14 protein-coding genes and 1 CRISPR repeat array are annotated in these 14,024 nt (G+C 38.5%); of the genes, 13 read left to right on the top strand and 1 reads right to left on the bottom strand.

Features of this window, described 5'->3' with window-relative positions; all coding sequences use genetic code 11:
* The first annotated feature begins 198 nt into the window (after nt 1-198).
* The 13 genes from I8751_RS14020 to cas2 all read left to right on the top strand — a co-directional run bounded on the left by I8751_RS14020 (nt 199) and on the right by cas2 (nt 11,435).
* Nucleotides 199-393 carry a hypothetical protein gene (locus I8751_RS14020; RefSeq protein ID WP_214439771.1) on the top strand — a complete coding sequence of 65 codons (195 nt, stop codon included), beginning with the start codon at nt 199-201 and terminating at the stop codon, nt 391-393.
* A 73-nt stretch (nt 394-466) separates the two neighbouring features.
* Entirely contained in the window at nt 467-688 is a 222-nt protein-coding gene (locus I8751_RS14015; protein WP_214439770.1) for a DUF433 domain-containing protein, read from the top strand.
* Between the two features lie 17 nt (nt 689-705).
* The gene (locus I8751_RS14010; RefSeq protein WP_214439769.1) at nt 706-1,725 is read left to right on the top strand and encodes a PDDEXK nuclease domain-containing protein; all 1,020 of its coding nucleotides are present in this window, start codon (nt 706-708) and stop codon (nt 1,723-1,725) included.
* Nucleotides 1,726-1,763: 38 nt separating this feature from the next.
* Complete coding sequence (mntA, locus tag I8751_RS14005) at nt 1,764-2,210, top strand: type VII toxin-antitoxin system MntA family adenylyltransferase antitoxin (RefSeq protein WP_214439768.1); 447 nt, start codon at nt 1,764-1,766, stop codon at nt 2,208-2,210.
* Nucleotides 2,207-2,650 (top strand): type VII toxin-antitoxin system HepT family RNase toxin, encoded by a 444-nt coding sequence (gene hepT, locus I8751_RS14000; RefSeq protein WP_214439767.1) that lies wholly within the window; start codon nt 2,207-2,209, stop codon nt 2,648-2,650. The genes mntA and hepT overlap by 4 nt, the downstream gene beginning before the upstream one ends.
* Nucleotides 2,643-6,005: a type I-D CRISPR-associated protein Cas10d/Csc3 gene (gene cas10d / locus I8751_RS13995; RefSeq protein ID WP_214439766.1), complete on the top strand. Its 3,363-nt coding sequence runs from the start codon at nt 2,643-2,645 to the stop codon at nt 6,003-6,005. Before hepT ends, cas10d begins: the two co-directional genes overlap by 8 nt.
* 66 nt (nt 6,006-6,071) lie before the next feature.
* Complete coding sequence (gene cas7d, locus I8751_RS13990) at nt 6,072-7,088, top strand: type I-D CRISPR-associated protein Cas7/Csc2 (protein WP_214439765.1); 1,017 nt, start codon at nt 6,072-6,074, stop codon at nt 7,086-7,088.
* Nucleotides 7,088-7,795: a type I-D CRISPR-associated protein Cas5/Csc1 gene (cas5d, locus tag I8751_RS13985; RefSeq protein WP_214439764.1), complete on the top strand. Its 708-nt coding sequence runs from the start codon at nt 7,088-7,090 to the stop codon at nt 7,793-7,795. The genes cas7d and cas5d overlap by 1 nt, the downstream gene beginning before the upstream one ends.
* A 20-nt stretch (nt 7,796-7,815) precedes the next feature.
* Nucleotides 7,816-8,436: a 2OG-Fe(II) oxygenase gene (locus I8751_RS13980; RefSeq protein ID WP_214439763.1), complete on the top strand. Its 621-nt coding sequence runs from the start codon at nt 7,816-7,818 to the stop codon at nt 8,434-8,436.
* Nucleotides 8,426-9,262: a CRISPR-associated endoribonuclease Cas6 gene (gene cas6 / locus I8751_RS13975; protein WP_214439762.1), complete on the top strand. Its 837-nt coding sequence runs from the start codon at nt 8,426-8,428 to the stop codon at nt 9,260-9,262. The genes I8751_RS13980 and cas6 overlap by 11 nt, the downstream gene beginning before the upstream one ends.
* Nucleotides 9,263-9,293: 31 nt before the next feature.
* Nucleotides 9,294-9,887, top strand: a complete 594-nt coding sequence (cas4, locus tag I8751_RS13970; RefSeq protein WP_214439761.1) for a CRISPR-associated protein Cas4 — start codon at nt 9,294-9,296, stop codon at nt 9,885-9,887.
* Between the two features lie 117 nt (nt 9,888-10,004).
* Nucleotides 10,005-11,006 carry a type I-D CRISPR-associated endonuclease Cas1d gene (gene cas1d, locus I8751_RS13965; protein ID WP_214439760.1) on the top strand — a complete coding sequence of 334 codons (1,002 nt, stop codon included), beginning with the start codon at nt 10,005-10,007 and terminating at the stop codon, nt 11,004-11,006.
* A gap of 156 nt (nt 11,007-11,162) precedes the next feature.
* A complete protein-coding gene (cas2, locus tag I8751_RS13960) occupies nt 11,163-11,435 on the top strand; it encodes a CRISPR-associated endonuclease Cas2 (protein ID WP_214439759.1) in 273 nt (90 codons plus the stop codon).
* Between the two features lie 255 nt (nt 11,436-11,690).
* Nucleotides 11,691-13,670: direct repeats of the CRISPR family, unit length 37 nt; unit sequence GTTCCAATTAACTAAAATCCCTATCAGGGATTGAAAC.
* Between the two features lie 57 nt (nt 13,671-13,727).
* Here cas2 and I8751_RS30600 read toward each other — a convergent pair.
* The coding region (locus I8751_RS30600) for a transposase (protein ID WP_214439548.1) at nt 13,728-14,024 on the bottom strand (297 nt) is incomplete at its 5' end.

The following is a 14,024-nucleotide window of genomic DNA, read 5'->3' as shown; positions in this document are numbered from 1 at the left end:
CTCAAACAAAAATGAACTTGTCTTCTGATGCTGAACTTATAAAGCTGTGTTAAAGTCTACTTGGTGGCGTGAGCCTTCAAGTACAAAGACGGAGAGTCGCTGTTCCGATGCTTGCATCCGTTTGGCGTAAGACCTTTTTTTGAACCTTAAAGGGCAGAAACCACCATTCAGACAAATCCAATAATGGAGATAACAAAAATGAATGGTGAACAATTAGTTCTCTTCGATGTGGAACTTTACACATTTGAGCAGGTTACTCCAGTCAATAGTGAAAAGTTTCAGTTTCAGGTTGAAGAAGTTCAACAGTATGTCAGGTACGAGCAACTCGAACTCAACCTATTCCCACAACAGCCTTATCAAATTCCTAGAGAGTTATTGATATTGGCTGCGTAAGTTAACTAAGGGGGCTAAGAATTCATAATTTCAAAAGCCCCCTCTTTAAACTTAAACATCTTGGAGGTAAACCATGAATGAACAAAAACTTTTGGAAAGAATTACAGTCAACCCCAAAATTTTTGGTGGTAAACCAATTATTCGAGGTCGTTGCCTTGCAGTTGAACATATTTTGGGGATGTTGGCGGCGGGAGATACTATCGAAACCTTGCTAGAAAGTTATCCCTGGTTAGAACGGGAAGATATACAAGCCTGTTTGGTCTACTACGCGCGTCAGCTAGTTGGTGATGAATAAGTTGAACCTTTTCCGCTATGAGTAACTCTATTTCAGACAATTACAGACATTTGCTAATGGAAATTAAACAGCGTATTCGTTCAGCCCAGTACGAAGCACTAAAAGCAGTTAATCGGGAAATGATTAATCTCTACTGGGACATTGGACAGATAATTGTTACTCAACAGCAGGGCGCTACTTGGGGAAAATCCGTAGTAGAACAGTTAGCAAAAGACTTACAAGCAGAGTTTCCAGGAATTAGTGGGTTTTCTGCCCGTAACATTTGGAGAATGCGAGATTTTTATCTGACTTACCACTCTAAAGAATTTCTGCCACCATTGGTGGCAGAAATTGGATGGACTCACAATATAGTCATTTTAGAGAAATGTAAAGATGACCTAGAACGGGAATTCTATATCAGAATGACTCGTAAATTTGGCTGGACAAAGAATGTTTTGATTCACCAAATTGAAAATCAAACTTATGAAAAGACTCTGTTGAATCAGACTAATTTTGATAAAACTGTTCCAGCAGAGATTCGTAACCAATTAAAACTAGCTGTCAAAGATGAATATACTTTTGATTTCTTGGAACTAGCAGATGAACACAGTGAACGGCAGCTAGAACAGGCGATTTTGGCAAGAGTTGAACCATTCTTGCAAGAAATGGGTGGGCGGTTTACTTTTGTTGGTAGTCAGTATCGCTTAGAAGTTGGCGATAAAGAATATTTTATTGACCTGTTGCTGTATCACCGTCAATTAAAATGTTTAGTTGCGATTGAGTTAAAAACTGGAGAGTTCCTACCTGAGTATGTGGGAAAAATGCAATTTTATCTGGCGGCTTTAGATGATTTATCTCGATTCCCAGACGAAAATCTCTCAATCGGAATTATTCTTTGCAAATCCAAGGATAAAACTATTGTTGAGTATGCACTGAGAGAATCGAATAAACCAATTGGTATAGCAACTTATAAACTGTTTTCTACGTTGCCTCAAGAACTAAAAAATCAACTTCCGGCTCCAGAGCAAGTTGCTAAACTACTAGAAGGATTTGCATAAAAATTGTAAAGCAAATAAAGGTTAGTAGGAGTACTGGTATGACAACACCAACAATTACAGAACTCAGGGAATTTGCTCAACAAATTTCTGAAAAAATACCTTATTTAAAAATGTTAATTCTGTTTGGTTCTAGAGCTACTGGTAACACCAACGCTAAGAGCGACTGGGATTTTGCTGTCTTGTACGATCAAGAAAAGAGAGAGGCTTATGTACAAGATAATGCTTTCCTGTTATTTGAGTTACCTATGGTGCTTGGCGAACTCTTCAAAATAAATTCTGATCAAATTGACGTTGTAGAACTTAATCAATGCTCTGAACTAGTATCACATTTTGTTGCTCGTGATGGGAGGCTTTTGTATGAAGATAATCTGGGAGAATTTGAGAAATTTAAACAAAGATCGCTACTAAGTAATTCAGAGCTTAAAAAAATTGAACATATTAAACGACAACATATTGAACAGTTTCTCCAAAGGTGGGGTGTATGACCAAGATAGATACTGTGATTGTCACAACTAGGTTGGATTTTATTGCTCGTTATCTTGATAATCTCAAAAGATTTGAGCAAATTAGTTTAGATGATTACCTGCTTGACTTTGATACTCAACTAATTACCGAGAGACTTTTACAATTAATGGCTCAAGCAGCCATAGATATCAACGACCATATATTATCTAAGCTAAATCCAGGTAAGTCAGAAACCAACTTTAATTCTTTTATTATTCTTGGTCAATACAGTGTAATTACTGTTGAATTAGCCAGACAAATAGCACCATCATCAGGATTAAGGAATCGTCTTGTACATGAATATGACGAGATAGATCCACGGCAAGTTTTTAAAGCTATCAGTTTGGCATTACAACAATATCCGCTTTATGTGCGCCAAGTTAGTTCTTATTTAAATTCATTGAGTCAAGAAGATGGCTAAAAAAAATAAAACTTCAGATGAGTATCAACAATTATCACTCTTAGAAACAGAAAATTATGTAAATTCTGAAGTAGTAGATGATGATTGGTTATCGGGTGATTTTGGATTTGATGGTGATTCTTCAGACCGCACTATTGAAAGTGAAGGTGAGTTACTAACACTTAAGTTATTACGAGAAGCAATTGAAGCTCAAAATCCAGATGATAAGGTAATGGCAGATTTTGGTGAATATGTTTTACCAAATCTGTTGCGGATAGCAATTGGTGTAACTGCGAAAGGAGGTAAGTTTTTTGATGAAATTGACCAACAGCGAGAAGCAGAAGGAAAAACTAAAGTCAGACGAGATAATGCTGCTGACCAATCGCTGAATACTCACTTACTCAATGGATTATTCCCAGCAAATTTAATTGAGAAACGTTTAGAAAAACTCAATACCACAGTGCAGCGAGTGGTGAAAGAGCGAGAGCGTAGGTTAGTAATTGCTGGATTTATTTTACATGATTTTGAAAAATTTCCTGATGTACCTGAAAACTGCCGCAAGTTGCCGTTAACAGAACATCGTGAAATTATTGATAAAAAAGTTCACCAGTTAGGACTAGATAACTTTATAAATCCAGAAAATCCTGAAGCTTATCGAGAGTATCTAGATGATTTGTTGTGCATGGCTTATAATGCTCAACGTCGCTGGGATACTAACTGGAATTTTTCTGAATTCGGGTTAAATCCTCTTCTCAAAGACCGTACCCTTCGCAGTTTATCTGATTTAACTTGTTTAGCTGATTCTCTCGCCTCAATTGTTAAACATCCCCAGGATGCAGAACATCCTCGACTCAAAGAAATCATCCACAGCCTTAGTGATGGACAATTAAAATTTACCTATCACAGCATTGCTGAGAATCGGGGTGTTTTAACTAATGTGGTGAATAATGCTTTAATTCAGGCTCATACTAGTCTCAATACTGATGAGTATACTTACTATGAACCTTTATTATATCTGCCAACAGGCGTAATTTACTTGGCTTCGCGCAATGCTCCGGCTATCTCGCCTGAAGATTTACCAGACCGTTTAGTTAACAGTATCAAATCGCTTTGTGCAGGACAATTACGCCTCAGACAAACAGGATTTGGTAGAGATGGCAAAGGCATGAAATATGCCGAATATTACAACTTATTTTTTGACGACATAGGCTTAATGAAAGTAGCCTTAGATGCTACATTACGCATCTTAAACCCTAATAAAGGCTCTGTTGCTAAAAGTCGCAGCGAAAATCTGAACAAGTTTCAGCAACAAAAAGTTTTATCTGCTGATTATGACTTCAAATTTGAAGACGATATCCGCATTGATCAAATAGCAGAATTTGGTGATCTAGTTAGCCGAAAGATTTGGGAAGAGACAGTTAATCGCGTTGATTCTGCTCGTAAGAAAGATAAAAAGCTGCCAGCAGTTCCTGATTTTGATTTAACTCACAAAGTTGCAGAATTTTGGAATTTAGCAGAATGTTTACCCCAAATTAGAGAAATTCAACGCATTAATGAAAGTCTCAAAGAAAACAAGTTAAAGGGAAATACGGGAGGAGTACCTTATGAATGGTATTATCTGGCGGCTAAATATTTAGAACATCATCCAGGAATTGAAGATGTACGCGAAGCTTGTCAGCAAGTCATTGACTATTTGACATCCTTAATTTATCCAATAATTTCTCAGTATGAATTGCCTGATGGTTGGGATGATTTAAGGCTTTGGGTAAAACGAGTTGTGATGTTACCAGGCACTAATCAAGAACCATCTGTTAAAACACAAGTTGAAACATTTCTAAATGAGTTAGATAATTACAATGCTGCCAAAAAAGCAGGACGAGGGAAACAATTAATCTGCTCAATTTCTCATTCTGCTTACACGGTTACAGAGCAAATGGAATCAGCAGTTTTATTTACGCCTCAAGTTTATACAAACAAGCAAATGTTAGGAGGTTCTAACGCTAAACGCAATATCTCCAGTATTGCAGGTGTGGAGATGATGCTGAGGCAAATCTTGATGAATCAAACTCAAGCTGTAGGTAAGCGATTTGAAGATGGAAAATATCGCTATCTCTACTTTTATCCTACTTATTACTTTACTCCAGAGACTAACAAGTTTTTGCAGAAAGCATACAATGGTATTGCTCAAACTCGCTTTGATACCAGCGTTCGCAATCATTTTATAAGTAAGGACTTGCAGGCGGATTTGGGGCGCGATCGCTATCAAAGTGTAGATAGTTTCTTAATTGATGAAAACCTCCAGCGTGACAAAGACCGCACCTTTAAGCTTTCCTATCCTGAAGACCAGCCTTTAACATTTTACTTCATGGCGCTCCCGCCAGGAAGAGACAGCACCGATACAGAATCTTGGGTCATGCCAACTTGGTTAGCATTTGCTTTCCCAATGATTTTAGATGTTAAAACTGTGGTTTCCGAGTCACCAATTCCACCTTTTAATGATGGTGCTGAATTTGAGGAAAGTGTTTTCCTTGATAGTGCGCCTCATGCTTTCCGGGCTTTAGTAAGGCGCGATCGCTTCCGTCTTGACTACATCCTCGAAGGCTGGAAGGAAAACGGTATTCAATACCCAGCACCTTTAAATGTGCTTACCGCCGCTTATGCGATTCATTTAGATGTGAATGCTAGGCAGGGTAAGTCTGGTTATGATGCCAACTGGGGCAGATTTACAGAACTGGCTAAAGATTTTGAAACCAGTCCATTGTACGTCTTTTCTTATCTCAATCGCTGGGTGCGTAACCACGGTTCTGAAACAGCGCGAATTGAAAAAATCCGGCTTTATGCCTATCATTTTTATCCTTGTTTTGACCCTTATGTGAAATATGACACTAATATGGAGCAATTAATTGTGGGAGAAGTATCAAGTCTAAATCATCCTAAGGAATTAACAGATTTGTACCGCAGATTTTATCGAGCTAATAAGCGTTATAATCCTAAGTCTAATGCTGTGTTAAAACCAATTGATATTGCGGCTGAAACTATACTCAAAGCTGAGTCAAGTGTGTTTCAGGGAGAAACATTAGTTGCGGCTGTTGCAGCAGAAGTTTTTAAACTCATGGATCGTGTTCATTCTTCTACTGCTGAAGGACGTTGGATCATGAGCAAACGAGAACAAGAACGGCAAGCTGTTCTAGATTTTGCCAAGTATTTTGTAGTGGAGGTATTTGATAACTCATTTGCAGGCGATCGCGCTCGTTTAGCTGGTCGTCAACTAAATTTAATTCGTGATACTTGCGAATTTATTTATCGCCTAGAAGATGATAAAGAAAACGCAGTAAAAGATGAAAAAGCTGCGGAAATAGATAACGACAATGAGTAGGGATTTACCCTTATCGTTTTTGCTGAAAACGTAAACAAGTAGTGAATAAATCTTTGGATATTAATCATGGCACTTTTAAAAACTGTTGAACCGAAATTCTTTCAAGCTGAAATTCCTTACAAACCAATGGGCAAATATGCTCACTTTTTGACCATCCGTATTACCGAATCTTATCCATTATTCCAGACAGATGCAGAACTGAATAAAGCACGAGTAAGAGCAGGAGTTAAAGACAAAACCACAATTAGTCGTTTGTCAATGTTCAAGCGCAAACAGTCTACTCCAGAGCGTTTAGTTGGTCGGGAATTACTGCGTAACTATGGATTAATGACTGCTGAAGAATGCGAATACAACGTGAATTTTGCAATGGATAATCCTGATTGCATCATTTACGGATTTGCTATTGGTGACTCTGGCTCAGAAAAATCAAAAGTTGTAGTAGACACGGCATTTTCAATTACAGCTTTTGATGAATCACACGAAACATTCACCCTCAACGCTCCTTATGAAAATGGCACGATGGCTTCTAAAGGTGAAAATGGTTCTAAACCTGGTGAAGTTACCAGTCGAATTAATCAACAAGACCATATTAGACCTCAAGTTTTCTTCCCTAGTATTGTCACATTGAAAGACCCCACCGAGGCTAGTTTCCTTTACGTTTTTAATAATATTTTGCGAACTCGTCACTATGGAGCGCAAACAACTCGCACAGGTCGTGTCAGAAATGAGTTAATTGGCGTTGTATTTGCGGATGGAGAAATTACTAGTAACCTGCGTTGGACTCAGGCAATATATGACCAAATGAAATCTAATAATACTATAAATCCTCCCGATCCACTAGATGAAGATGATGTAATTACTGCTGCTAAAAATGCTATTGAGGCGTTAATGGCTGATGAGTTTATTGTTCACACAGATTTAATTGGTGATGCTTTTACATCCCTAATTAATGAAGTTAAAGCTCTCACAGGTAGTGAGAAAGGAATCAAAGAAATTTTGCAAAAAGCTGATGCAGAAGCTAAGGCTTACGCCAAAGCTCATATCAGCAAGAAGAAAACTGCTGCTAAAACGGGGAAAGAGTAATGGTATTTATTTACCGCTGTCAATTAGAGTTACACGACAGTCTTTATTTCGCAACTCGTGAAATAGGACGACTCTATGAAACAGAGCCAGTAATTCACAATTATGCTCTCTGTTACGCACTGGGTTTAGTTGATAACCAAATCTACTCTACTACCGTTGCTGAAGAACATTCTTATCGCTACTTTTGCCCTGAACAAGTGCCAAAATATGAGGAGCATTTAACGCCACTCAATCAACAGGGAATTTACGTAACTCCGGCGCGATCGCTCAACCATTCTAGCATCCTCAACACCTGGAAGTATGCTAACAACAACTACCACGTTGAAATGGAGAAAACACAGAAAAATATTCCTAGTTTTGGCAGAGCAAAGGAAATAGCAGCAGAAAGTAAATTTGAGTTTTTTGTCATATCTCAAAAAGAACTCAAACTACCAAAGTGGATTCGCTTGGGTAAATGGATGAGTAAAGCTGAAGTAACGGCTGAACAATTACCGAAACCTAAAATTGCTGAAGGTTTATTCACCTGTACACATCCTTTAAATCCATTGGATGTCATGTTCACCAATCAAGTGATTAGCTACGATGTTGTGAATATGCCTCCAGTTAGTTTAATTCAAAATGTCCAAATGCGAGGTCAATACTATCAAGTTGATAGTATCAAAGAACTGAAACTTCCGGCTCGAATGGAATATCGTTTTCGGAATTAATTATTTCCCAAGCCCTCACTGTGAAACACTATCAACAACAATCCAACGCTTTTCCCAGCGACTACCTAAACAACTTGTGGGGAGAAATCCAAGCTTGTCCTTACTTTGCTATCAACAACCTCAACCGCGATTTTGTCGCCACGAAAGGATTTTCCGTAGTATTTCAGCGTTCTGGATTAGCAAAGGTAGAACAGCAGTTTCCCTACTTCAAGCCTTATCTAGATTTGGCTCTCCAACCGAATTGTAATGCTTTTTACCTCAATCCTTTACAACTAAAAGAAGGCTCTCGGGTCGATCCGCATATCGATCGCTCTTTACGTTCCTACAGCAAAACCATTGAACCACCTGCGGTTGTGAGTGTTCTCTATGTGCGCGTACCAGCAGACATGGAAGGGGGAGAATTGGTATTGCGATCGCACAAACGCCAACTTGGACAAATTAAGCCCCAATTCAATACTTTAGTTTATTTTCAAGGTGATTTAACCCATTCGGTTAACGCTGTGAAAACTCCCGGAAATCGTCTAAGTCTGGTTTGTGAACAGTATAGTTTGAGTGAAATTGAACTCCAGGAAATTCCTGAATTTACTGTAGAGTCAAGAAGCTCTCAGTCTATAACCAAGAAAAGGAAATATGCCTCATAGCCTTGCTCTTAACTTACTTCCACAGTCACCAATTCCACCACAGTATCTCACAGGTAGACATCTCCACGCCTTATTTTTAACCCTCGTTAGTTCTGTAGATACCGCATTAGGCGATCGCTTGCATGATTCCACCGCAGACAAAGCCTTCACCCTCTCTCCCCTCCAAACTAACTCCCCCCTTTTGAAGGGGGGTAAGGGGGGATCTAAATTGCAACATTCACATCAACAACCAATTCCCGCCGGGACTCCTTGTTGGTGGCGCATCTCTTTATTAGATGACACTTTATTTGGCAAACTTACCCAACTCTGGCTAAATCTTAACCCCAATCGGCCTTGGCATCTTGGCCCTGCTGACTTGTACATTACCAGCATTCAAGGTACACCCCAATCTATGCAACCTTGGGCAAATGCTAAGACCTATGCTCAATTATACGAGGAAGCTAGCGATCGCCACAGCACAATTGACCTGACATTTTCCACGCCTACCGCCTTCCGCCAAGGAAAGTATGATACTACCCTTCCTACTAGAGAATGTGTCTTTAATTCCCTACTTTCCCGATGGAACAAATATAGTGGTATGGAATTTTCATCCATTGCGATCGAGTCAATATTTCCCTCTTTTGTCAACATTCATACAGAAATTTTAGCCGACTCTCGCAGCAAATTTATCGGCATCATTGGAGAAGTTAGTTATCGAATTTTAGGTGAAGTTCAACCGATACAGATTAAGCAAATTAATGCTTTAGCTGACTTTGTTTTATATGCAGGAATTGGACGAAAAACAACAATGGGCATGGGAATGACACGGCGGTTGTATTCTCTCTAATTTCAATAATCATTTAAAAACCACCCAAGTTATGAATCAAACTGAATATATTTCTATTGCGGCATTGAATCAATATGCTTATTGTCCACATCGTTGTTGGCGGATGTTTTGTGCAGGGGAGTTTACCGATAATCAATATACAATTGAAGGCACAACTTTACACGATCGCGTCCACACCACAAGCGATGTACAGCGAGGAGAAACTTGGCAAGTTCGAGCAATTTGGTTGAAATCTGAGCAATACAAACTTATCGGCAAATCTGATTTAATTGAAGCCGAATCTGGTCAAGTTTATCCAGTGGAATACAAACGAGGACGTAAAGGCGAATGGGATAACGATGAGTTGCAAGTTTGCGCCCAAGCCTTATGTTTAGAAGAGATGACAGGACAACCAGTCAACGCTGGATATATCTATTATGCTCACTCCCATCAACGGCAATTAGTAGAGATTAATGCAGAGTTACGGCAAAGTGCGATCGCAACTATTGAAGCTGTAACAAATTTACTCGAAACAGGCATAATGCCAAAAGCAATTTATAGCAAACGCTGCAAAGGATGCAGTCTTTATTCGCAATGTTTGCCTCAAACATCTGACAAAGTTAGAAGCTATCAAGAAGCTAACTAAACTTTAAATATTTCACTTAAGCAAAATATATCTTTTACTGGCAATTTAGTCTGCGTAGGCAGACTTCGTTTCAGTCGCCAGAAAAATCATGAAGCTCAATTAATTTGGAACAAAATCATGGGAACAGTTTACATCACACAAGATGATTCTTTTATTGGCAAAGTCGATGAACGCCTCAACGTAAGATTTGAAAAAAAGACAATTTTAGATGTACCGTTGATTAAAATGGATGGCTTGGTAATTATGGGTAGAGCCAGTATTTCTCCTGCTGCTATTGCCGAACTGATAGACAAAAAAATTCCTCTATCTTTCCTTACTAACAATGGTAAATATATCGCCCGGCTAGAACCAGAAATGAATAAGAATATTTTTGTCCGAACTGCTCAGTGGAAAGCCGCAGGAGAATCAGCGCAAGCAGTCCACATTACCCAAGGTTTTGTAAGGGGAAAGCTCAAAAACTATCGCCAGACATTGTTACAATCACAGCGCCGCTATGAACTTAATTTAAATGATAATATTGCTCAATTATCAAATGCGATCGCATCCCTTGATCAAGCCAATTCTATTAATACTATTAGAGGTTATGAAGGTGCTGGTAGTGCAGCATATTTTGGCTGTTTTAATCAACTAATTCGTGTTGATAACTTTAGTTTTGCTACTCGTAACCGCCGTCCTCCCACAGATCCAGTCAATTCACTTTTGAGTTTAGGTTATTCCTTATTACGTCACGATATTCAAGGAGCCTTAAATATTGTTGGCTTCGACCCTTATTTAGGATATTTACATACAGAGCGATATGGAAGACCTTCTTTGGCATTAGATTTGATGGAAGAATTTCGACCTTTAATAGTAGATGCTGTTGTTCTTACAGCAATTAATCGCCGCATGTTAGCACCACAAGACTTTATCATTGAACCCCTTAGCGGTGCAGTTTCACTCACCAAAGAAGGCTTGCATATTTTTCTGCGATTATATCAAGAAAAGAAGCAAGATAAATTTAAGCATCCTGTCATGCAGAAGCAACTTACTTATCAAGAATCTATGGAAACTCAAGCTCGTTTACTTGCCAAATACCTCATGGGAGAACTTGACAAATATCCCCCATTAGTAATGAAGTAAATTTCCACTTCCTAATTTCCATTCCTTACTTCCCACTATCTAAGTAAGTCGGTGCAATAAAACCAAACTGTGTGAATAAAAGTAAATAAAGCTCCAACTCTTTCTCCCCATGCTCCCTGCCTTATCCCAACAATAATTATTTACGCCGACCTACTTATGTTTGTAGTAGTTTCTTACGACATACCAGAAGACAAACGCCGCACGAAAATTCATAAAATTCTTAAATCTTACGGACAGTGGATGCAGTATTCGGTGTTTGAGTGCGACCTGACACAGACTCAGTATGCTAAACTGCGATCGCGCTTGTCTAAATTAATCAAGCCAGACCAAGACAGCATCCGTTTTTATTTCCTCTGCGCTTGCTGTGAAGGCAAAATTGAGCGCATCGGCGGCGAAATGCCAATCGATACCACAGTGTTTTTTGCCTAAGTTTAGCGTCAACCAGTAGGTGTTTTACTGATAGGGTCAATTTTTTTGGCTCAAAAGCTTATCTTCTCTGGCTTTGAAGCCTGTAGCACTGGTATTGAGGTTGACGCAAACTTACTAACCCCTGCTGTACAAGCTTTTGGGCTTATTAACTAAATATTACTCTTGACAACCCACTGCCTGAAAAGCTACCTTGATTTGAGATTGACGCAACAGCACCTTGAAAACCAAATATATCAATGCTTTCAACTCCGGGTTGTTCCAATTAACTAAAATCCCTATCAGGGATTGAAACAGGTTAACCTATAATATCTTAGATACATAAGGAAGTTCCAATTAACTAAAATCCCTATCAGGGATTGAAACCTTGGCTACCCTAAGTTCCTCCTGAGTACCATAATGAGTTCCAATTAACTAAAATCCCTATCAGGGATTGAAACAAGGTAGCCGAGGCGATCGCAGGTGCCCCAGAGGCGTTCCAATTAACTAAAATCCCTATCAGGGATTGAAACGCTTTATATAATGGAGATACAAAAGGAGGCACAGTTCCAATTAACTAAAATCCCTATCAGGGATTGAAACGATTCAGCATATTCTGGAATAGTTGGTGTAATTTGTTCCAATTAACTAAAATCCCTATCAGGGATTGAAACGAATTAATTACTGAAGAAAATTTACCAAACAAAAGTTCCAATTAACTAAAATCCCTATCAGGGATTGAAACACTATCGGTACCAAAATTCCAATCATATCTAGGAGTTCCAATTAACTAAAATCCCTATCAGGGATTGAAACACAGCAGATAACTTTAACGATGCTGCTACTATTAGTTCCAATTAACTAAAATCCCTATCAGGGATTGAAACTTAATTTAAGGAGATTATCGTGAAACAATTATGTTCCAATTAACTAAAATCCCTATCAGGGATTGAAACACTATCTTTTGAGCTAAAGTAATGTGAGATTTAGGTTCCAATTAACTAAAATCCCTATCAGGGATTGAAACCCTACAGTCCTACCAGTTACCAGATTTCGACCGCGTTCCAATTAACTAAAATCCCTATCAGGGATTGAAACCCGGGATATGTAGAGATCCCCTCGCTGGCTCTTAAGTTCCAATTAACTAAAATCCCTATCAGGGATTGAAACACTTGTATGCGTACCCCTAAAATATTCCTAATCGTTCCAATTAACTAAAATCCCTATCAGGGATTGAAACACTGTGAGATTAACATCAACGTGGAAATTTCCTGAGTTCCAATTAACTAAAATCCCTATCAGGGATTGAAACCTGGTGTATTTGGTAATTTAATTTATGCAGAATATGGTTCCAATTAACTAAAATCCCTATCAGGGATTGAAACGATTACAAAGGCATTCGCAGCTAAAAGCGTAGTAGTTATTGAAGTGTTCCAATTAACTAAAATCCCTATCAGGGATTGAAACGATTACAAAGACAATCTGAAATGTCTGGGGCTTTAGGTTCCAATTAACTAAAATCCCTATCAGGGATTGAAACTCTAGCTCTGACGATGGCTATATAGATGACCAAGTTCCAATTAACTAAAATCCCTATCAGGGATTGAAACTTTCAACAGGAAAACGCAGCTTTGCCATTTCAAGTTCCAATTAACTAAAATCCCTATCAGGGATTGAAACGAACTTAGTTTCTTAAAAGAGTACTCAGGTAGCTTACGTTCCAATTAACTAAAATCCCTATCAGGGATTGAAACCCTACAAAACTATGGGCGTAAAGGAGAAATGTTAGGGTTCCAATTAACTAAAATCCCTATCAGGGATTGAAACAAAGACATTGAATGGAAGACTAATGATTGTCACGGGTTCCAATTAACTAAAATCCCTATCAGGGATTGAAACAGTGAGCTGGCGCACCGCTAGACACAACAGAAAAGTTCCAATTAACTAAAATCCCTATCAGGGATTGAAACATAGTATTTCTACATACGTAAAAGTAAGAAAAAGGTTCCAATTAACTAAAATCCCTATCAGGGATTGAAACAGTACGGAGAGAAAGCGAGAAGAACTAAGTAAGGGTTCCAATTAACTAAAATCCCTATCAGGGATTGAAACGGGGAAATCACCAATTATTTCTTACTGATTCAGATGGTTCCAATTAACTAAAATCCCTATCAGGGATTGAAACAGAAATTTAGAGAAGACTTTAATGGCACTTCTTTAAAGTTCCAATTAACTAAAATCCCTATCAGGGATTGAAACGGTGCAGTAGGTGTGCCAGTGAAAGTAGGACTCACGTTCCAATTAACTAATACCAATTCACGAAAAATTTGATTCAAATAAAGCATCAAGAATAAAATCCCAACCTGTAATAGAAGCAACGATTGATGTGTTTAATTTTTCCAAACGCCTCCAGATAAATTGTCTTAACTCATCTAAAGTTCCAAAGCTTTCCCAAGCTAAATGCCTTTTAATTTCCTCCCATAATCGCTCAATTGGATTAACTTGGGGTGTGTGTGGAGGTTGAAATAATAAAATGATATTTTCTGGTATTTGAAGATGCTGGCTAAAATGAAAAGCTCCATTATCTAACTGAATAATATGGATATCTTGGGC

It is taken from the genome of Atlanticothrix silvestris CENA357, assembly GCF_016056295.1.
Taxonomy (GTDB): Bacteria; Cyanobacteriota; Cyanobacteriia; order Cyanobacteriales; family Nostocaceae; genus Atlanticothrix; species Atlanticothrix silvestris.
The sequence above is the reverse complement of the archived record's forward strand: the minus strand, read 5'-3'. Positions and strand labels throughout refer to the sequence as shown.